Source organism: Pyxidicoccus sp. M6 (assembly GCF_055568925.1).
Window position 1 is genome coordinate 8520758 of record NZ_CM145714.1, and the last position, 20508, is coordinate 8541265.

Annotated in this window: 15 protein-coding genes; 7 read left to right on the forward strand and 8 right to left on the reverse strand. The window is 71.2% G+C overall.

The features are described from left to right. Window positions 1-5: 5 nt before the first annotated feature. The 5 genes from ACVTJA_RS33365 to ACVTJA_RS33385 are packed head-to-tail and all read right to left on the reverse strand — an operon-like array spanning window position 6 to window position 8977. Window positions 6-854: a hypothetical protein gene (locus tag ACVTJA_RS33365; protein WP_465825620.1), complete on the reverse strand. Its 849-nt coding sequence runs from the start codon at window positions 852-854 to the stop codon at window positions 6-8. 3 nt (window positions 855-857) lie between these two features. Beyond that, window positions 858-3662: a TonB-dependent receptor plug domain-containing protein gene (locus tag ACVTJA_RS33370; protein ID WP_465825621.1), complete on the reverse strand. Its 2805-nt coding sequence runs from the start codon at window positions 3660-3662 to the stop codon at window positions 858-860. Between the two features lie 54 nt (window positions 3663-3716). Next, window positions 3717-4640 carry a PhnD/SsuA/transferrin family substrate-binding protein gene (locus ACVTJA_RS33375; protein WP_465840568.1) on the reverse strand — a complete coding sequence of 308 codons (924 nt, stop codon included), beginning with the start codon at window positions 4638-4640 and terminating at the stop codon, window positions 3717-3719. Then, window positions 4640-7156 (reverse strand): tetratricopeptide repeat protein, encoded by a 2517-nt coding sequence (locus ACVTJA_RS33380; protein WP_465825622.1) that lies wholly within the window; start codon window positions 7154-7156, stop codon window positions 4640-4642. Before ACVTJA_RS33380 ends, ACVTJA_RS33375 begins: the two co-directional genes overlap by 1 nt. Before the next feature lie 24 nt (window positions 7157-7180). Further along, window positions 7181-8977: a PP2C family protein-serine/threonine phosphatase gene (locus ACVTJA_RS33385; RefSeq protein WP_465825623.1), complete on the reverse strand. Its 1797-nt coding sequence runs from the start codon at window positions 8975-8977 to the stop codon at window positions 7181-7183. A gap of 243 nt (window positions 8978-9220) precedes the next feature. Between ACVTJA_RS33385 and ACVTJA_RS33390 the strand changes: the two genes are divergently transcribed. The 4 genes from ACVTJA_RS33390 to ACVTJA_RS33405 all read left to right on the forward strand — a co-directional run bounded on the left by ACVTJA_RS33390 (window position 9221) and on the right by ACVTJA_RS33405 (window position 13196). Beyond that, window positions 9221-10357 (forward strand): M50 family metallopeptidase, encoded by a 1137-nt coding sequence (locus tag ACVTJA_RS33390; protein WP_465825624.1) that lies wholly within the window; start codon window positions 9221-9223, stop codon window positions 10355-10357. 163 nt (window positions 10358-10520) lie between these two features. Then, window positions 10521-11528 (forward strand): thiamine pyrophosphate-dependent dehydrogenase E1 component subunit alpha, encoded by a 1008-nt coding sequence (locus ACVTJA_RS33395; protein ID WP_465825625.1) that lies wholly within the window; start codon window positions 10521-10523, stop codon window positions 11526-11528. Window positions 11529-11531: 3 nt separating this feature from the next. Next, the gene (locus tag ACVTJA_RS33400) at window positions 11532-12587 is read left to right on the forward strand and encodes an alpha-ketoacid dehydrogenase subunit beta (protein WP_465825626.1); all 1056 of its coding nucleotides are present in this window, start codon (window positions 11532-11534) and stop codon (window positions 12585-12587) included. Between the two features lie 192 nt (window positions 12588-12779). Further along, window positions 12780-13196 carry a GNAT family N-acetyltransferase gene (locus ACVTJA_RS33405; protein ID WP_465825627.1) on the forward strand — a complete coding sequence of 139 codons (417 nt, stop codon included), beginning with the start codon at window positions 12780-12782 and terminating at the stop codon, window positions 13194-13196. A gap of 66 nt (window positions 13197-13262) precedes the next feature. Here the strand turns inward: ACVTJA_RS33405 and ACVTJA_RS33410 are convergent, their stop codons facing one another. Beyond that, window positions 13263-13631, reverse strand: coding sequence for a TIGR02266 family protein (locus tag ACVTJA_RS33410; RefSeq protein WP_465825628.1), 369 nt, complete (start codon window positions 13629-13631; stop codon window positions 13263-13265). A gap of 125 nt (window positions 13632-13756) precedes the next feature. Between ACVTJA_RS33410 and ACVTJA_RS33415 the strand changes: the two genes are divergently transcribed. Further along, the gene (locus tag ACVTJA_RS33415) at window positions 13757-14635 is read left to right on the forward strand and encodes a hypothetical protein (protein ID WP_465825629.1); all 879 of its coding nucleotides are present in this window, start codon (window positions 13757-13759) and stop codon (window positions 14633-14635) included. 45 nt (window positions 14636-14680) lie between these two features. Here ACVTJA_RS33415 and ACVTJA_RS33420 read toward each other — a convergent pair whose 3' ends face one another. Further along, window positions 14681-15862, reverse strand: a complete 1182-nt coding sequence (locus tag ACVTJA_RS33420) for a NosD domain-containing protein (protein WP_465825630.1) — start codon at window positions 15860-15862, stop codon at window positions 14681-14683. Window positions 15863-16049: 187 nt separating this feature from the next. Here ACVTJA_RS33420 and ACVTJA_RS33425 point away from each other — a divergent pair, with 187 nt between their 5' ends. Continuing rightward, window positions 16050-18350 (forward strand): hypothetical protein, encoded by a 2301-nt coding sequence (locus tag ACVTJA_RS33425; RefSeq protein WP_465825631.1) that lies wholly within the window; start codon window positions 16050-16052, stop codon window positions 18348-18350. A 165-nt stretch (window positions 18351-18515) separates the two neighbouring features. After that, entirely contained in the window at window positions 18516-19790 is a 1275-nt protein-coding gene (locus ACVTJA_RS33430; RefSeq protein ID WP_465825632.1) for an SGNH/GDSL hydrolase family protein, read from the forward strand. A 3-nt stretch (window positions 19791-19793) separates the two neighbouring features. On the opposite strand, the gene ACVTJA_RS33435 is transcribed toward ACVTJA_RS33430, so the two are convergent. Beyond that, window positions 19794-20507 (reverse strand): hypothetical protein, encoded by a 714-nt coding sequence (locus ACVTJA_RS33435; protein WP_465825633.1) that lies wholly within the window; start codon window positions 20505-20507, stop codon window positions 19794-19796. Window position 20508: the final 1 nt, after the last annotated feature.

The window sequence follows — 20508 nt, forward strand, 5'->3', positions numbered from 1 at the left end:
TGACCTCATTGCAGACAGAACAACACTGACTTCGGCTGAGCGGCGCGGCGGCGCGCGTCGCCCAGGTCCACCACGCACAGCACTCGCGACTCATGTCCGACGGACACGCGCACGGCCACCGTGGCGCAGTGCTCCAGGATGCGTCGCAGCCCCAGGCCCGCCCCCCCACCCGAGGCGTCGACCCGGACCCGTCCCCCCCACCCGTCCAGCGCCCGGGCGAACGGCCCCGGACGCAGCCCGCCGAAGCGGTCCACCACCTCCAGCCACATGCGGCCGTCCTCCACCGCGTGTGACAACTCGCAGGCGTCCTCCTCCGCGACCTCCATCACCTCCGTGCGCCGATGCGCGTAGCGCTGCTGGCCCTTCGCATCCACCGGTGCGTCCAGCAGCGCGTTGACGGCCAACTCGTGCACCACGTCCGCCACCAGCCCCGCCGCCACGCGAGAGCCCCGCGCCTGTCCCACCGCCGCGGACGCCGCGTCCGCCACGGTGTTGATGTCTGAAACACGCTGGAGCCGGTGCCGCGTCACCGCGACGCCTTCCGGGAAGAGCGGCCCGCCGCGCAGCAGCGCGCCCAACAGGCGCACCTCCCACGCGGCGGGGCGGCCGTCCGGGCCGCGCGTGGCCAGAAGCAGCGCGGGCGGCTCGCGGCGCAGCAGGTCGGCGTGCGCCGGCGCGAGCTTCCCGTCGAAGAGCACCAGCCGGCGAGGGCCGGCGGCCTGCACCGGCCCCTGGTGGAAGGCCACGCCTCCCTGTACGAGGACGGGAGCCGCCTGCTCCAACTGCGCGGGAGACAGCGACTCGTCTGCAATCAGCAGGAGGCCGTTGGCCTCCAGGTGGGGCGCGGTACTCAAGGCCTAGTAGCGAACCTTGACTTCGCTGAAGAAGGACTGGGGAGGCGCCGGGAAGCCGTGCGACTCCTCGTACTTCCCGTTGAAGAGGTTGGAGCCGAGGAAGGACACGGAGATGCCCTCGTAGACGTTGAAGCCCACGCGCGCCCCGGCGGTGATGTAGCTGGGGAGCCGCACGCGCGTGGTGGGCTGGCCCGTCGTCTCGTCCACGAGGAAGCCCGGGTCGAAGCGCTGCCCCACGTAGAGGGCGTACAGCTCCGCGAAGGCCACCTTGCCGATGTTGGTGCGGCCGCGCGCGTAGATGCGGTGGCTGGGCGCGTAGTCCAGCGGGGACTCGGGCCCGTCGCCGTACGGCACCGACTTCGCGTCCAGGAACTGGTAGGCCACGTCGAAGGACGAGTTGATGGACGGAATCTGCGCCGCCGCCTCCAGCTCGAAGCCCGCCACGCGCGCGTCGCCCAGGTTCTTGAACTGGGACACCGAGCCGAACACCAGCTCCTGATTGATGAAGTTCTTGGCCAGGTTGTAGAAGCCCGTGCCCGTCAGGCGCACGCGCCGGTCGAACGGCCAGAAGTCCACCGAGGCCTCGAAGGTGTCCAGCGTCTCGGCGGCGAGGTTCGCGTTGCCGATGAGGGTGGACGCGTACATCTGCTGGTTGATGGCGAGCTCCGCCAGCGTGGGCGCGCGGAAGGCGCGGCCGTAGTTGGTGCGCAGCGTGAGCAGCTCCGGCACGGCGTGGAACACCACGCTGGCGCGCGGCGAGAGCTGGCCCGTGCGCTGCGTCCAGACCTTCTCGGGAATCTGGTAGGCGTCGTACCGGGCGCCCGCGCCGAAGACGAGCCGGTTGAAGAGGCGGTACTCCGCGTCCACGAAGGCGCCGAAGATGGTCTGCTGCGTGTCGTCCAGCGTCAGCTCCGGCAGCACGTTGGGCACGTTGACATTGTCGTGCTTCACGTCGCCGCCAAAGGTGACGTTGAGGTCACCGAGCGACAGCAGCGCGCGAGCCTCGCCGCCCAGCCGCCGGCGCTTGCCGAGCGCGCGCTGCGGGTCGCCGCCGAAGGCGTTCTCCATCAACACGTCGCGGCGCTTGAAGAGGGCGTACGCCTGGCCGAAGACGCGCAGGTTCTCCGTCACCTGCTGGTCCACCTGCGCGGCGGCGTTGAGGTTCTGCACCTTCTCCGTGTCGTCGGGCGTGTAGTGGCAGCGGCCGCAGTTGCCCACGGTGGAGATGTGCGTGCCGCCCGGGCGGCCAATCTCCGCGTCGGTGTAGTCCGCGTCCAGCGCCAGCGGGCCCACGCGCACCTTGCCGCTCACCTGGTGCACCAGCGAGTCCTCGTTGGTGTCGACGCGACCCACGCTGGGGTCGTTGAAGAGCTGCGGCCCGTCCGAGCCGTAGCCGTAGTAGCCGAGCAGCGCCTCCACCGGACCACCGCGCCCGGCCACCGTGCCGTGCAGGCGCCACGTCTGGTCCTGGCCCGCCAGCACGCGCGCCTCGGCGCCGACGTTCTTGCCCTTCTCGATGAGGTCTCCGGGCTGGCGCTCGATGATGTTGATGACGCCGCTGAAGGCGTTGGAGCCGTACAGCGACGAGCCCGGGCCCCGGATGACCTCCACCTGCTTGAGGTTGGTCAGCGGCGTCGTCTCGTCCGCGTAGAACTGGCCCGTCCACGGGTCCGTCAGCGGGCGGCCGTCCTTCAGCAGCAGCAGGCGGTTGGACAGGTAGTTGGAGCCCAGTCCGCGCGCGCTCACCGCCGCCTTGCGCATGGAGCCGCGCCGGCACTCCATGCCGGGGAAGTATTGAATCGCCTCGCACAGCGAGAACTGGCCGGTGCCCTCCAGCTCCTCGGCCGGAATCCAGGACACCGTGAGGGGCACGTCCGCGATGCGCTGGTTGCGCTTGGACGCCGTGGTGACGACGGCCTCGCTCAGCACGCGGTTGACGGACTCCTCGAGCGCGTCACCGCCCGCGAGCGGGTCCCCACCGGGCAGCCCGGCCAGGCCGGACGGAGGCGGCAGGGGCCGGTCCATGGTGGGCTCGGCGAACGGCGCGCTGATGGGCACGTTGGAGGACGGCGCGGGCGCCGCCACCGGGGACGACGCCGCGGGCAGCTTGCCGCTGGCGGGCACCGTGGTGGCGCTCGCCGGGGAGTCCGCGTGTCCCACGGCCGGTGTGGCCATGGAGGCGCCCGGAGAAGTCATGGGCGAGCCCGGCGAGGCCACCGGCAGCGGCTCGCTGGAGTGCGGGTTCGGGCTCAGGGGCGTGGGCGGCTCGGCGGCGACGGGCGCGGCGGTCAGCGGATCATCCGTGGACGGGCCGTTGCCGCCCAGCACCGGAATCTCCTCGTCGGCGGGAGACGTGGCGGCGGGCGTGGCGGCCTTCGTGGCCTTGCGGGACTTCGTCTTCGTCCGCGTGGCGCGAGGCGTGGTGGGGCTCTTCGGCGTCGTGCGCTTCTTGCGCTTCACCTTGGGCGCCGACTCCGCCGCGGCGTCCTGGGCGCGGGCCTCGGTGCTCCCGAGGCCGGTGACGGCCAGCGCGCACACCATCACGGACAGCCAGAGCGCCCGGAACTGGCGGCGCCCTGAAAGAGTCTTCACCGCGCCTTGCCGCGGCTCACCGTACACAGTTGTGTGCATCGTTCTCACATCCGCGAGTGCGGGGGAAACACCCACGGTCCTGTACGTACGCCCCGGTTGGCGGACACCAGCGGCAGGATTGCGCTGTCCTCGCGGACCTCGAATTCCCTGCTCACCCGTACCGTCGGGCGGGAAGCTATCCCAGAGACAACGCCGGGCCAAGTCAGTGGCTCTCATTCCCTGAAACTCAAGAAGTTATCGAGGACCCAGGTGTTCCGGGCCCGGACCCACTCAGTCATCAGGCTGTTCGGCGGAGACGGCGAGGTCCCCGGCGAAGGGCGGCAACGCGGGGCCCAGCTCGTCGGAACGGACCAGGGCGCCGACGTCCACGTGCTGCTCGGGCGGCTCGGCGAGGACGGGCTGCCGGCGCGGCGGCCCCTGGGTGACGAGCTTGCGGAAGTCCTCGAAGTCACGGCCCTGGACGCGGGTGAAGGTGTCGAAGGGGGCCACGGCGCCCACGGTGCCGAGCACTCCGGCGAGGGCCTCCGCGTTGCCGCGCAGGTCCACCAGCACCGCGCCCGGCACCCGGCCGCTGCGGAAGAGGACGCGCACGTCCTTGTCCTTGGGCACGTGCGCCAGCGGCACGAGCGCGGCCTCCGCGCCCTTCGCCTCCAGCATCTTCAGGGCGGACTCCACGTTGGGCACCGGCGTCACCTTGAAGTGACGCTGGGCGTCCAGGTCTCCTCCGAGGACCACGTGGGTCACGAACTTGGGGTCCGCGGGGCCCGCGCCCTTCACCAGCGCCAGGCGCTTGCCGGCGAGGTCCTTCACGGTGCCCTTCTGCGTGGAAACAATCGCCCAGCGCTGCTGCGTCTCACCGGAGCGCGAGGCCCAGGCGACGGGCGTGGCGCGCGAGCCGAGCTGCACGGCGGCCCAGGCGTCCACCACCGCGAAGTCCACCAGCCCACCGGACACGGCGCGCGCGAAGTCCTCGTAGCGGCCGAAGCTCTTGGCGGCCACGGGGCGCTCCAGCGACTCGCCCAGCTTCGCGGCCAGGGCCTCCGCGTACTGGAAGCGCTCCTGGCCGTCCGTGAGGGTGGTGGCGAGGAAGACGCCCACGGTGGCCTTCTTCTCGGCCGCGCCCGCGGGGACGGCGGCCAGGGTGCAGGCCAGCGCGAGGCCGGCCACGAGGATGCGAGGTGCCTTCGTCTTCATCATGGCGTCTCCTCCGCGGTGGCGGCCGGCGTGGCGCTGCCCGCGGGCTCGGCAATGCCGTAGATGCCCTGCAGGCGCTCCTTCCACTCACGCACCTGGGCCACGCGCGGGCCCGAGCCGGCGGCGAGGTAGCGGCGCCAGGCGTCCACGGCCTCGGCCGGGTCATGCCGGCGCTCCTGCGCGTCGATGCCGAGGTTGAGCGCGGCCACCGGCACGGAAGTCTCCAGCCGCTTCCACGTGGCCAGCGCGTCCGAAGTCTTCCCCTTGCGCCAGTCCACGCAGGCCAGGTTGTGCTGCACCAGCGCGTCGTCCGCGTCCAGCGCGAGCGCGGCCTTGAGGGCCTTCTCCGCCAGCTTCATGTTGCCGGAGCCGTACGCCAGCGAGGCCTCGCGGCGGTGCAGCGCGCCCGTCATCGCCGCCAGCCACTTGGGCTGTCCGGGCATGGGCTTCTTCGAGGCGGCGGTGAGCTGCTTGCGCGCCGCGGCCACCTGCCCCTTCTTGTAGAGGACGAAGGCGTCCGCCAGCGCGCGCGTGTTGGGCCAGGCCCACTTCTGCGCGGGCGTGAGGGCCTTCTTCAGGGCGGCGCTCGCCTCCGCGTGGCGGCCGGACTCCGCGCGCGCCAGGCCGCGCGTGAAGAGGGCCAGCTTCGCGAGGTCCGGGCGCTTGCCCACGCCCAGCCGGTCCACCGCCTCCAAATCCTTCTCCGCGCCCTCGGCGTCGCCGGACTCCAGCCGGGCCAGCGCGCGGCGCACCAGCACGCGCGGCAGGTTGGCCTCGGCCACGCTCTCGGCGGCCTTGGAGGGCCCCACCTCGGTGAGCCGCTGCACGGCGGCGTCCACCTGGCCCAATTCGACTTCGGCGAGCGCGGCGCCCACGGAGGCCTCGGCCTGCTGGTCCGGCTCCTCCGTCTGCTTGCCCGCGCGGTTGAAGGCCTCCAGCGCCGCCTGCGCGTCACCGGCGCCCAGCCGCGTGTAGCCCAGCAGCAGCGCCTCGCGCCACGTGGCGCCGGGCAGCGTGGCGCCCTGCTCCATCACCTTGCGCGCGTCGGCGAAGGCGCGCGTCTCCAGCAGCGCGGCGCCCAGCCGGCGGGCCATGGGCGCGGTGCGGTCCAAATCGTAGGCGCGGCGCAAATCCCGCACGGCGTCGTCCATGCGTCCGCCACCGGCCCTGTCGCGGGCGCGGTGGGCCAGCGCGCGGGCCAGCCACTGCTTCGCGCCGGCGTGGTCCGGCTCCACCTGGAGCGCGCTGGAGTAGTCCTCGATGGCCTGGTCCCACTGGCCGGTGGCGAAGTGGTCCGCGCCGAGCAGCACCCAGCCCAGTGCCTGCCGGGGCGCCATCTCCTGCACACGCCGGTGCACCTCCACCGCGCGCTGGTAGCGGCCCGCGCGCCGGTTGACGGAGCCGAGGTTGGCCCACAGCTCCAGGCTGTTGCCGCCCGCCTTCACCGCGGCCTCCAGGAACTGGATGGCCTCCTCGTGCCGGCCCTGCGCCTGGAGCGCCTTGCCCACCGCCAGCTGCCCCACCACGAGGCCGGGCTGGAGCTCGAGCACCTTGCGGAACTCCCCTTCCGCGGCGGCCGCGTTCTTCTGCGCCAGCCGCACGTCACCCAGCAGCAGGTGCGCGGCGGGCGTGCTGCCCAGCTTCACCAGCGCCAGCGCCTGCCCTTCCGCGCGCGGCACCTCACCGGCCGCGAGGTACATCCGCGCCAGCTTCTCCTTCGGCTCGGCGGCCTGCGGGAAGCGCGTGGTGACGCCCTCCAGCAGCGTGCGCGCCTCCGGCACCCTGCCTTCCAGTTCGAGCACGCTGGCGAGGCCGAGCTGCACGGAGGGCGACTCCGGCCGCCCCGCCTGCGCCTGCTGGAAGGACGCACGCGCCGACGCCACGTCCCGACGCAGCACGTGCGCGCGGCCCAGCAGCTCGTGAATCTGGAAGTCGTTGGACGCGAGCTTCGAGGGGCGCAGCGCCAGGTAGCGCTGGAGGCTCGTCACCGCCGCGTCGCCCCGCTGCGCGTAGAGGTAGTAGCTGGCGAGGTAGTAGTGGACGATGAGGTAGTCCGCCGAGTCCGACGCGGCCACCTGCTCCATCAGCGGCACCGCCTCCGGGAAGCGGCGCAGCTTGTAGAGGGCCACGCCCAGCGGGTACGCCAGCGACAGCTCGCCGGTGTTGGCCGCCATGACGGGCTTCACCTTGTCCACCGTGCGCTGCCAGTCCTGGAGGCCGTTGGCGGCGGCGCCCACGCCCGCGGCGGCGGCGACGGAGCCCGGCTCCGTGGCCAGCGCCTGCTCGAAGAGGGCCAGGGCCTTGCGGTACTTCTCCTCTGCCTCCTTCTTGTCACCGGAGGCGCTGGCGGCGCTGGCGGCCACCTGGGCCGTCTCGCCCTCCTTCACCAGCCGCTGCGACTCGGACATGGGTGGAGGGCGGTACTGCGCGAGCGCGGAAGGGCCGGCCAGGGAGGCCAGCAGCGCGAGCGCCGGGACGAGCCGGCGCGGCCGTGGGGTGCGGGGTGTGCGGCGCATGAGAGCGGTTTTCCGTAAGGAAGGTCAGGCGGCGGGGCTGAACTCGGCCACGACGACGGTGATGTCGTCGCGCTGCGGCAGGCCGGCGCTGTAGGCGCGAGCGTCGGCGAGAATCATGTCGCGCAGCGCCTCCGCGGACAGGTGGGCGTTGGCCTGCACGGCGGCGGCGAGACGCTGCGTGCCGTAGAGCTTGCCCGAGGCATCGCGCGCCTCGGTGAGGCCGTCCGTGTACCAGACCACGATGTCCCCGGGGCGCAGCTGCGCCTGGCGCGAGGTGAACTGCGACGTCACCGACGCGCCCAGCAGCGGACCGCGCGCCGGCAGCGACGCCACCTGTCCGCTGTGCCGGTTGAATACCAGCGGGCTGGGGTGCGCGCCCGCCGCGTAGTCGATGGCGCCGTTCGTCACGTCGATGACGGCCAGCGCGCTGGACATCTGGTGCTCGCCGCGGCCCACGTTGGCCAGCGTCACGTTGAGGGCGGTAATCAGCATCTGCGCATTGACCTGCGAGGGCTCGCGCAGCGTCATCGCCGAGGCGAAGCCGCTGGTGGCGCTGGTGGCCACCAGGGACGTCGACAGGCCGTGGCCCGTCACGTCGCCGATGCCGATGACGACGCGGTGCTCGTCCAGGCCCGCGCGGAACCACCAGTCGCCGCCGCACGCGTCCGCGGTGACGACGAGGCCGGCGATGCGCACCGCGCCCACCTGCACGGCGTCTCGGCCGGGCAGCAGCGTCTCCTGCACGGTACGCGCGAGCGACACGTCGCGCTCCAGTTGCGCCTTGGCGCGCACGTCGTCGAGGAGCACCTTGATGCGCTCGGCCATGTGGTTGAACACCACGCCCAGCGTCAGCACCTCGCGGCCAGCGCCCCGGGCGGTGCCGGCGCGGGCGCTCAAGTCACCGGCGGCGAGCTGCATCACCTTGCCGGTGAGCATGCCCAGCGGCCGCGTAATCCGCCGGCTCTGGAACGCGACGAGCACGCCCGCCAGCACGACGAAGCCCAGCCCCAGGCCCAGCATGCGCACGGTGTTGGCGCGCACCGTGGCGCGCTTGTCCTGCTCCAGCGTCTCGAGCTGCTTCTGCAGGCCGCCCAGCGAGTAGCTGATGACGACCAGCCCCTTGCCGCTGCTGGAGCCGTAGTCGATGGGCTCCTGGATTTCGGAGATGGGCTGCCCCCGGTAGAAGGCGCTCACCAACCGCCGCTCCGCCGTGCGCCCGCTGTTGCCCGCGGCGCCCTCCTCCTTCGCGGCGTCCTTCTCGCTGTCCGCCATCTTCACGCCGTCCGGGTCGAAAATCTGGACGCGGAGGATGTTGGGGTTCGTCTTGACGATGGAGCCGGCGACTTCCTCGAGGAAGGCGTAGTTGTTGTCGCGCAGGTTGGTGGCCGAGGTGAGGGCAATCGTCTGCCCCACCGTCTGGCCGAGCTCGCGGGCCTGCTCCTGGATGCGCTCCTTGGAGCGGAGCGCCGTCTCCTCGAACTGGGACTGCGTGGAGGCGACGGACAGCGCCGCGAGCAGGCCGACGATGAGCACCACCAGCACGCCGGTGGTGAGGAGCAGAATCTGGTCCAGCCGGGGCCCGCGGATGGCGGCCACGTTGGGGAGCTCACCGGCCTCCAGCGGGGCGATGAGGGTGCTGGTGGCCTCGGCGCCCAGGCCCAGGGGGCCCGTCAGGCGCGTGGCGGTGGACTCGCGGGTACCGGTACCGGTACCGGTGGCGGTGACTTCCCGGGTGCCCGTCCGCTCGGCGGGCGGCGGGGCTGCGTCCGGAGCATCAGCGGACGGGGGCGCGGATTTCAGACGCGTGTTGGTGCTGGACAAGGGCACACCCAGTGGGTCGCGCAGGCGCGCGAGCAGGGAGCGGGGGAGCCGCGACTCTATCTCACTTCTCCTGCTTCGCGAGACCCCGCCCCCCTGGGGACAGGGACGGCTCCACCGCCCTGTGACTCAAGAGGGCGGCCGAAGTGAAGCATCCCAAAGAAATCACTTCACGCACGGTGTCGAGGCCTGCCTCGGGGCTTCACCGGGCGTCGCCGGAGAGCGACGGTTAGCATTGGAGGCGCCATGCGGCCCCACTTCCACGTGGCCGGCTTTCCGGTCCGCGTCCAGCTGCTGTTCTTCGTCATCACGTTCACCTCGGGCTGGGGACTGTTCCAGTCGCCCGGGCGGCTGGCGCTGTGGATGGGCGTGGTCTTCGTCTCCGTGCTGCTCCACGAAATGGGGCACGCACTGGCCTACCGCCGCTACGGCAGCCCGGCGTCGATCGTGCTGCACGGCATGGGCGGCACCACCACGGGGCACGACGCGGAGCGGCTCACGCATGGACAGTCCGCGTGGGTGAGCTTCGCGGGGCCGGGCATGGGCTTCCTGCTGGGCGGGCTCGTGTGGGCGCTCTCGCGGTACACGCCGCTGGGACAGCAGGGCGGCCTGGTGGAAGAGATGGTGCACGACCTCCTCTGGGTCAACGTGGGCTGGGGACTGTTCAACCTGCTGCCGCTCCAGCCGCTGGATGGAGGCCACCTGCTCGCGTCGGCGGTGCGGGCGCGCAGCGGCTACCGCTACGAGAAGGTGCTGCTCGGCATCGGCATCGTCACTGCACTGGGGGTGATTGTCCTCGCCGTCTGGTGGCGCCAGTTGTGGATGGGGCTGCTCGCGCTGACGTTCGGGGTGATGAACGTGGAGCAGTTCCTCCGGACGCCGACGCACTTCCGCTTCGAGCGAAGCGCCGCCCTGCCCTCGCGCCGCGTCCGAGTCACCCCGCGGTACGAGCCGGCGGAGGAGGCCGGCTCCGTCTCCATGGAGCGGCTGATGCGCGAGCTGCGAAGCGAGCCCGAGCCCCGCCGCGCGCCCACGACGCTGCCGGCGCCGGCGCCGGAGCCCGAAGAGCCCGAAGAGCCCGAGGGGCCGCACGACCCGGCGATGGTGGGAGAGATGTTGCTGGCGAGCGGGCTCGCGGCGATGGCGGTGCGTCCGCTCCAGTCCGCCTTCGCGGTGTCACCTGCGCCACGGACGGGACACGCGCTGGCGCAGGCACTGCTGGAGCTGAAGCGCTTCAAGGAGCTGGAGGCGCTGCTGTCCGGCCCTCACGCCTCGCACCTGTCGGATGACACGCTCGTCCTCATCTCCGAGCGCGCCGCGGCCTCGGGCCAGGGCCCGCTCGCGCGCCGGGCGGGCGAGCTGCGTCACGGCCGGGCGCGTTAGTGACCGACACAGTTTCTAAGTGAAATGAGCGGCACTGATTGCCGCGTCGCATCAGAGGGCGTCTTCCGCCTGACGGCTCGCCAGGAGACCCATCTGCGACCTTGAGCGGAGGGGGCGCATCCGGGTTATAGGGGCGTCCCCTCCAGCCAGAGGAAGCTCGCGCGTGTCCCGTCCCCGTCTCATCAAAGAAGCGTCCGCGCCGCTCCAGCTCGAAAAGGAGCTGCTGCTTCGCATCCACGACCTCATGGTCAAAACGCGCGCCCTCGAGGAGCGCCTCATCCAGATGTACAAGCAGGGCCATGGGTACTTCTGGATTGGCGGCCCCGGCGAGGAAGCGTTCAACGTTCCGCTCGGCCTCTTGATGAAGAAGGGCCAGGGCCCCGCGTACGACTACCTGCACGCGCACTACCGCCAGTCCGGCACCATCCTCGCGCTCGGCGAGGAGCCCATCGGCGCGCTGCGGCAGATGAAGAACACGGCCACGGACCCCTACTCCGGCGGCCGCAACTTCGCGGGCCACTTCTCGCTCAAGAAGTACAACGTGGCGCCGGTGTCCTCGCCCATCGAGGTGCAGTACGCCATCGCTCCGGGTACGGCCATGATGCAGAAGCGCCACGGCGGTGACGGCATCACCATCGTCACCGGCGGCGACGCCGGCACGGCCGAGGGCGATTTCGCGTCCTGCCTGGTGTGGAGCACCCGCCCCGCCAACCCGCTGCCCCTCCTCATCATCGTCACCAACAACAAGTGGGGCATCTCCACGGCGGGTGACGACCAGCACGGCGAGAAGCACGTCGCCGACCGGGCCCGGGCCTTCGGCATGCCCGCGAAGACCATCAACGGCAATGACCCCATCGAGGCCTACACCGAGTTGAAGGAGGCCATGGAGTACGTGCGCAAGGAGCGCAAGCCGTACTTCATCGAGGCCATGGTGTCGCGCCTGTACGGGCACTCCTCCGCCTCCGGCGCCAACTTCGTGGGCAACGAGGTGGACTGCCTCAAGCAGTTCGAGGAGCGGTTGGAGCGGGAGGGCATCCTCACCCGCCAGCAGATGGACGACCTGCGCAACCGCTACACCGAGGAACTGGCCGCCGCCGCCCGCCAGGCGCGCGACGAGCCGCAGCCTTCCCCCGATTCCATCTGGAAGCACATCTACGCGGAGGACAAGTAACCCATGGCCAACATGGCACAGGCCATCCGGATGGCCCTCCACTACGCCGAGGAGAACCTTGGCGTCACCGACATCTTCGGCGAGGACGTGGGCATGCCGCTCGGCGGCGTCTTCACGTGCACCCAGGGCCTGAAGACGACGTGGAACTCGCCGCTCGACGAGCGCGGCATCATCGGCGCGGCCATGGGCATCGCCATGGGTGGCGGCCGGCCCGTCGCCGAAATCCAGTTCTGCGACTACGTCTACAACACCATCGACCTGCTCAAGCTGGCGGGCAACACCTGCTGGGCCAGCAACGGCGACTGGAACATGCCCATGGTGGTGCGCACGCCGGTGGGCAGCGGCATCCGCGGGTCCATCTACCACTCGCATTCCTTCGACGCGACGATGACCCACATCCCCGGGTGGAAGGTGGTCATGCCCTCCACGCCGCTGGATGCGTACGGGCTGCTCATCACCGCGTGCAAGGACGCGAACCCCGTCATGTTCCTCGAGCCCAAGGCGCTGCTGCGCGTGAAGGGCGAGGAGCGCATCCCGGGCGAGCCGGACGATGACCGCCAGCTGTCGAAGATGATTGACGCGCCGCTGGGCGACCGCTCGCAGTGGAAGGCGCAGTGGCCGACGCTGCAGGAGTACGCGGTGCCCTTCGGCAAGGGCAAGTTGGTGCGCGAGGGCAACCAGGTGACGGTGGTCAGCTACGGCCGCACCCTGCCCCTGTGCGCGAAGGCGGCCGCGTCCCTGGCCGACGAGGGCATCAGCGCGGAGGTCATCGACCTGCGCTCGCTGTGGCCCTACGACTGGGAGATGATCAAGGAGTCCGTCCAGAAGACGGGCCGCGTGCTCTACGTCAACGAGGACACCGAGGTGACGAACTTCGGGGAGCACCTCGTGCGCCGCACGGTGGAGGAGCTGTTCTACTCGCTGCTCGCGCCGCCGCGGCTGCTGGCCGGCAAGTTCATCCCGGGCATCGGCCTCGCGGACAGCCTGGAGATGGCGTCCGTGCCCCAGCAGAACGACATCACCGACGCCATCCGTAAGCTCGCGGCCGAGCAGCCGTAAGCGCCGCACCCACAATCACCCCGCCCGACGGGGACGAGGGCCGCCGTTCCTCTTTGAAGGTACGGCGGCCCTTTCGTTAGACTCCGAACTGCCTTGTCCCAGCCAATCGTTCGCACCGTCAGCCCCGCAGCTGGCGCCGCCGAGGCGCCCGCCTTCCGAATCCGCCGCGCCCGCAGGGGCGACGCCGAGGCCATGGCGTTGCTTCTCCGTGAGCTGGGGTATCCCCAGGGCACGGACCAACAGACCGTGCACTGGGTGGTGAGCCATCCGGAGATTGAAATCTTCGTCGCCGGGGATCCACAGGACCGCCCCGTGGGGATGATTTCCTTCTCGCACCGGCCGCAGCTCCGCCTGCGCGGCCGCGTGGCCACCATCGATGAGCTGGTGGTGACGGAGACGTGGCGCCGGCGCGGCGTGGGCCGGGCGCTCATCAAGCAGATTCTGGAGCGCTGCAAGGTGCTGAGCGTGCGGCAGCTCCAGCTCGTCTCGCCCATGACGAGTACGCCGGAGACGCGCAGCTTCTACGCCGCCTGTGGCTTCTCCGAAATCGACTCGGGTGTGTTCCGCCACCTGGAGACGGAAGCCGGCGCTGACGGAAGCCGGCGCTGACGGAAGGCCCGCGCCGGTGGAGGGCCCTCGCCCCGGGGGCCCCTGGCTGACGGGCCCCTCTCTGCGTTACCGCTTGAAGCTGTCCACCACGCGCTGGAGGCGGGCGCGGTCGTCGTCGGGCACGTCGGTGAAGCGCACGCCGATGGCCTCGGCCTCGTCTCGCACCCAGGCGATGATGCCGTTGACGTGGAACTCCTCGCCGGCAATCACCATGGACAGGCGCACCTGCGCGCCCACGTCGTAGGCCTTGCGCGTGCGCAGGCACAGGCCGCCCGCGGAGATGTTGAGCGAGTAGGCCCGCAGCGCGCGGGCCGCGTCCTGCACCTCGGCGAAGCGGACCTCGAAGCGAGCTGCGACGCGCTCATCCGTGCGCCGGTTCGCGAATGCGCTCACGTCCCCGCCTGCCATGTCGTCCGCCACCTTGTTGCTTGTCATGCGCACCCGCGACCCCCTGGGTTGCCGAACCTCAAGTGTCCGCTGCTTTCCAGGCGTGATTCAAGGGGGCCCCCACAATCGAATCACGTGGCTATGTCCCCGTGTACTTCATTCGGGAGCTTGGGATGCGTGCGCGCCTCGTGGTGTTGACTGGAACCCTGGCCCTGGCGCTCTGGGCGGCGGGGTGTAGTGACGACAACAAGGGCAATGGGCCCGGTACCGCCGACGACGCCGGGGTACGTCCGGACCCGGACAGTGGAACGGGCGGTGACGGGGGGACGGACGGTGGGAGGGGCTCGGAGTTCGCGTGCAACGTGGCCCGGCAGGAGGGCTGCGGCACCGGGGAGAGCTGCCACTTCGCGGATCTGCCGGACGGCGGCACGGGGAGCCGGTGCTTCGCGGCCGAGTGCGACGTCGTCCTCCAGAACTGCGCGCAGGGCCAGCGGTGCACGTACGTCACGGAAGGCGCGGCCACACGGCGAAGGTGCGTGGAGCCGGGCTCGGAGGCAGAAGGCGCGCCCTGCACGCTGGCGCCCACGGACGGAGGGCTCGCCTACGACACGTGCGCGGCGGGCCTGTTCTGCAAGGACGCGCGGCTGGAGGACGGCGGCACCGTCTTCTCCTGCCGGAGGCTGTGCCACGCCACGCCCACGTGCGGGAACTCCAGCGAGTGCAACACGGTGCTGCGGCTGGAGGGCACGTCCGAATTGCCGCTGGTGTGCGGCCCGCCGTCGGCGCGGTGCGACCCCTTCGCGGAGGACTGCGCATCTCCACTGAGCTGCTACCCGTCCATGTCCGGTCCGGTGTGCGCGGGCAGCGGCACGCGCCGTGAGGGCGAGTCGTGCGACTTCAGCAACCAGTGCGCCCCGGGGAGCAGTTGCGTGAATGCCGGCGGCGGCCTCACCTGCCGCCCGCTGTGCAAGGTGGGAGGCACACCCGCGTGCGCCACCGGCACGTGCCGCGAAATCAACGGCAACCCCGGCGTGGGCGCCTGCGTTCCGTGAGCCGCACTGTCCTCCCCTCGTCACCGAGGGGAGGGGCCACGCGGGTCAGCGGCCGTCGACACGCGCGCCATCGCCGGGCGGCTCCGGGGACGCTGCTCCGCTGAAGCCCGGGCGCGTCCTGAACGGCACCACGAGCGTCGTCCCGCTCAGGTCGCAGATGGAGCCCGGCCCCGCGTCGTCGGCCGGGTCGGGGCCCGGGCCGGTGGGTGCGCCCCAGAAGGAGCGCGTCGCATCCACGGTGTTCCCGGAGTCGTTGACGAGGCCGCAGTTGGGCATCGGCGGGAAGAAGCCGCCCACGGCCTCACCCAGGTTCCCGAAGAGGTCATTCCTCCGGAGCACGAGGCTCGGAACCTGCGAGGTCAGCACCCAGATGCCCGTGCCCCGGTTCCCGATGGCGTCGTTGTCCGTGAAGACGTAGCCCGTGCCACCGGCGGAGGAGAGCAGGAATCCAACGCCGTCGTTGCCGATGGCCCTGTTCGACACGATGGAGAAGCCGTCACCCAGGCCGATGATGAAGCCATGGCCGAAGTTCTCGTCCGTGCCGTTGGACGTGGCCACGTTGCCCGAGACGCGGTGGCCCTCCTGCGTGAAGCCGATGATGAAGCCGTGCCCATTCTCGTGGGAGAGGTTGTCGCGGAGCGTGTGATGCTCCCCTTGGAGGAGGAAGCCCGCGTCCCGGTCATCGTCCGCGATGTTGCCCGTCACCTCTACGTCCCGCGTGCCGGGCAGCACGTGCAGCCCGATGCCGTCATCGTCGCCCGTCCTCCGGGCGCCCGTCAGGGTGAAGCCCCTCCCATTCCCACCGAAGACGACGCGGCTCGCGGTGATGTTGACCACGTCCAGCCGCGCACCGGCGGCGTCGAGCACGGTGGCGGCGGCGCCGTCGGTCGACTCGATTCGCAGGCGCTTGTCGATGAGCACCATGCACCTGCAGCCGGTGTCCACCTCGGCCGCCTCCTCGCCGGGGTCGCTGAAGTCTCCATCCCCATTCAGGTCGCCATAGCGTCCGGGGCCCACCCGGATGCGGTCCCCCTCGCGGGCGTTGGCGATGGCGCGGCTGAGGGAGCGACACGGACGCTCGCTGGAGCCACACGTCGCACTGTCCACGGCGTTGTTCGCCACATGGAGGGTCCTCGCCGTCCACTCTTCGAGGGGCTCGGCCATCAGCATTCCCGGAAGCCCCAGCACTCCCAGCAAGACCCAGTTCGCGATTGTCCGCCTGGACATGGTTTCCCCTCCTGTCGAAGCCCGTCGAGCACGGGCTCACGGGCTGGATAGGGTGGGGACACGGAAGATGTGAGCCAACTCCGACCCCGAGAAGGACAGCGGCTCCGCCATCCGACGATTGTCGCGACGCCGGGTGGGGCAGATGGGGCTTGACCGTTGCGGGCGCGTCCGCTTTGGGAATGGGTACATGCATCCCGCACGGCCCCTCTTCTTCGCGTCGCTGCTGCTCTCGGGCCTCTCCGCCGCCGCCCCCGTCATCCAGGTGCCCGAGGGCGGCAGGGCGGTGCCCGCCATCTCGAAGGGCGTGGTGTGTGGCCCGCTGCGCGGCGGCTGGTCGCTGGCGGAGGACGGCCGCTCCGTGCAGCCGCCCTCGAAGCCGGACGACGACGCACGGACGCAGGAGGTGAAGGTCGCCGACAACGCGGACCAGTGCGCCGCCAGTCAATCCTCCGTCACGCTGATTGCCACCGGTCCCCTGCCCCGCATCGACGCGGCGGCGACGTCCTTCTATCCGGATGACGGCCGCCTGGAGCTGCGGGGCACGGGGCTGCTCGAGGTGGGCATCGCCTGGAGCGGCATGCCGCGCGGCGAGGCGCGGAGCACGCCCATGGAGGGACAGGACGTCTGCCTCACGCCGTCCCCGGGCAAGGGGCCGGTGGACTGCGCCGTGCCGGTGACGCAGGGCCTGCCCACGGACGCGGCGCTGTATTGGATTCCCCCGCACGGCCGGCGCGGTCCGGACGTGACGACGTACGACGCCAACGGGCGCGTGGTGGACCCGGAGTCCCAGCGTGTGCGCCCCGGCCGCGTCGTCCTCACCCAGCCGCTCGTCCTGTCCAGCGGCATCGACGTGTCGAGGGGCCCGGGCTCCGTCGCCGTCAGCCACTCCGAGGCGATTGCCACCGTGGACTGCGGGCTGGTGCGCTGCGAGGTGGGCGAAGGCGTCATCTCCGTCCGCAACGTCCCCGGGGTGGACGCCACCGTCACCCTGAGGCTTCGGCTGACGCCTCGCGTGCTGTTCGCCAAGGGCGACGCGCTGGAGCAGGTGCTGTCCGCGACGCTGCCCGTGCTGGCCTGCCCGCTCGCGGTGGTGGATGGCACGGCGCTGCGGGACGTGGAGGACTCGGCGCTGGTGGTGCGGCTGGACGCGGCCTGCGCGCATGACCCACGCGCGCTGGTGTGGACGGTGAACAACCAGCGCGCCCGCGTGGAGCGCGTGGTGAGGGCGGAAGGCACGTACGTGCTGCTGCGCACCGGAGGCCTGCCGGACCCGCAGGCCGTCATCACCGCGCTGACGTCGCGGCAGGACGGCACGGTGGTGGCCTCCGAGACGGTGAAGACGGTGCCCCTGCCCGCCCCGCGCGCCACCCTCGAGCTGCCCGGCCACGGCTTCATCGACTTCATCCCCACCAACCGCCCCGCCCGCGTGCAGGTGGCCGCCGCGACGGAGCAGGGACGCTTCTCGCTGCGTCCCCTCGCCGGCGCGTACACCGTGACGACGCAGGACGGCGCCACGCTCGCGCAGGGAGAGGCGGCCGCGGGAGGCTTCGTGGCGCTGCGCTTCGGCTACCAGGTGCCGTCGCTGCCGGGAGAGCTCGCCACCACGGACCTGGCCTTCTCCAACGAGCGCGTGCAGCGGCTCGTGCGTGAGGCCAGCGTGCCCGCGAAGATGGAGAACCTCTTCGAGCTCGTCTGCGCGGACGACACCGGCAAGGACGCGCGCCTGGAGCCGAGCCGGCCCCATCGGATTTCGTACGAGATGCGCAACACCTGCCGCGTCATCGTGCACCGCGAGCGGCTGAAGCCCGAGGAGGGCAACCAGGAGGTCCAGCTCCGCATCGACGTCACGAAGGTGGACGGCTCCGCGCGCTCCGAGAGTCACGTGGAGCAGCGCATGTTCCTGCGCCCCGAGGGGGACGAGCGCGCCATCCCCATCCCGGGCAACCTCGCGCAGTACGACCGCATCCTCGTGCAGGTGTCCCACGTGGCGGACGAGTCCCGCTACGCGCTGAGCACCACGGACCGCACGGGCCTGCCCTCCGCGCAGTGGACGGTCATCGTGAAGGGCGGCCTCTTCCGGCTCTACACGACGGCCACCATCCCCGCCGGCCTCTACCGCGCCACCGAGCCCACCGGGCAGCTCAACATCAACTTCGGCCTCGTGTCCCGCCTCGCGCTCCTCAATGACGAGGGCAAGGAGCGGTTGCTCGGAATCGAGTTGGGGTTGATGGGGCTGGGGCTCGTGCCGCAGTCGGGAGACATCCAGTTTCCCCCCACGCTCGCCGTCGTCGGAGGCGTGGGCCTGCGCGTGCCGATTGGCCCCGGCGCGGCCGTGGGCGCCCAGGCATGGGTGGCGTACGAGTTCCGCGACGAAATCAAACGGCGGACGAACGGGGACCCGAACATGGAGACCGTCGTCCCGTCGAGTCACTGGTCCTTCATCTTCGGGCCGTCCATCTCCGTCGGGAACGTGGGCTTCAACCTGTGAACACTCCCACTTGCGCCGTGGCGCTGTTGGCCGGTGAACGGCGCGTCCCTGCTTCCTGACAGGCGAGCCTCCAGGCAGGCGTCACGGGTGGGTGTCGCGTCGGAGTCAACCCGCTCGTCACGGCCAAGGTGGGTGCGCATCGTCTAGCGCCGGGAGGGCGAGGGGATGCGAGTGTGGCGGGCGTGGCTCGGAGTCCTGGTGTGCGCGGGGAGTGCGCTGCTGGCGTGCGCGGACAGCACGGGCGGGCAGCTCCCAGAGGAGGCTCCACCGGGAGACGACGGCGCGTCCATGGTGTCCGCGCCGAGTGAGCCGCTGGAGGTGGCTCCCGCGCTGGTGTTGAACGATGAACGCCGCGTGCGCGAGACGCCGCCTCCGGCACCGCCACCCGCGCCGCCCGACTCCTTCCAGCCCGGCTTCCACCAGGCGCTGCGCTGGTCCGAGAGCGTGGGCGGGATGATGACGTTCCGCCTGCGCGTGCCCGTGGGGCGCGAGGGCGGGCGCATCCGCGTGACGTTCCGCTCTGGCGACGGGACGCTGACGCTGCAGCGGGCCACGGTGGCGAAGGCGGGTGTCGAAGGCGCGCTGGCGTCCACGCCGGTGTCGCTCACCTTCGACGGCAAGGCGGGCTTCACCGCGCCCGCGCGCACGCTGGTGACGTCGGACCCGGTGGACTTCCCGGTGACGTTCCGCGACGACCTGGACATCAGCTTCGAGGTGCGAGGCGCGGTGGCGGCGAGCGCCATCGATGCCTTCCCCGGCAGCTTCGCGCGTCCGGGGGCGTTCTCGACGACGCCCGGGGCGATGGGAGGTCAGCCCTTCGAGCGCTCCGTGGGCGTGGCGACGGTGGAGGTGGAGGGCCCCACCACCCGGGCCTTCGTGGCCCTCGGTGACAGCATCACCGAGGGCTACATGGACATGAAGAACGACACCCGCAACGCGTGGCCCGCGCTGGTGGAGGCGGAGCTCGGCGTGCCGGTGGTGAACTCGGGCGTGAGCGGCCAGGGCTTCTACGACGCGCTGGAGTTGCTGGACGGTGAGGTGCTCTCGCTGGAGGGCATCACCGACTGCATCGTGCTGCTGGGCACGAATGACTTGGGCAACGAGGGCGCCCTGGCGCAGGCGCAGGCGCGGATGCTGCGGATGGTGGAGCGGCTCCGGCCCTTCTGCCGGGTGTGGGTGAGCACGCTCTTGCCCAAGGAGAAGTCGAACTTCGGCTCGTACGCGGCGGTGAAGGTGCAGCGCGTGGCCTTCAACGACTGGCTGCGAAAGGGCGGCACCGGTACGGACGTCATCGACCTGGAGGCGGTGATGCGCCGGCCGGACAACGTGCACCTCTTCCTGGAGGGACTGGGCGCGGACGGCATCCACCCCAGCCCCGCGGGCCACAAGGTCATGGCCGCCGAGGTGGTGCGCGTCCTCCGCGAGCAGGGGGGGCTGTAGCCCTCACGACTGGCGCGGGCCAATCACCCCGTGCAGCACCAGCAATTCGGCGAGCCCCGGCGGCGCGAGCAGCCAGTCCTCCTTCGTGGGCACCCAGCGCACCGGCGCGCCCGCGCCTTCGAGCAGCCCATTCACCTGCATCAGCAGCGGCTTGAAGGTGGGGCTCGGGTCGTCACGTGTCCCCTCCCCTGCATCCACCTCGATACCCGTGGGTTGGAATCTGAAGGCCGCTCGCCCCTCGAGCGGCTGCACCTGGAAGCCCGGGAGGTACGGCTGCATCGCCGCCTCCAGCCGCTCCAGCAGCGAGGCGTCCTCGTACGGGTGGGCAGCCTCCCAGTCGAAGAACGTCGGAATCTGCGAGAGCAGCTCCAGGTGCATCGGGTCGTCCTTGCTCTCGCGCCAGTGGTGCTCGGCCAAATCATAGGCCGTGGAGGGAATCCGCACGTCCCACCGCTCCAGCTTCGCGAGCAGCTCGCCCATGCGCTCCACCAATTCGTAGGGCGGCTCCGCGCGAGACACCCACTCCAGCTCGGACACGGACTGGCCGCGACGCAGGCCCGCCACGCGGTCTCCCTCGCGCAATTGCATGCGAGGCACTCCGGAGTCCTCGTCCGGATAGAGCGGCGCGTTGAACAGGCCCTCGCCCTTCTCCGGGCGCAGCCTCGCGAAGCCGTGCTTGCGGTTGACCTCGACCACGCTGAAGTTGTCCCTCGGCATC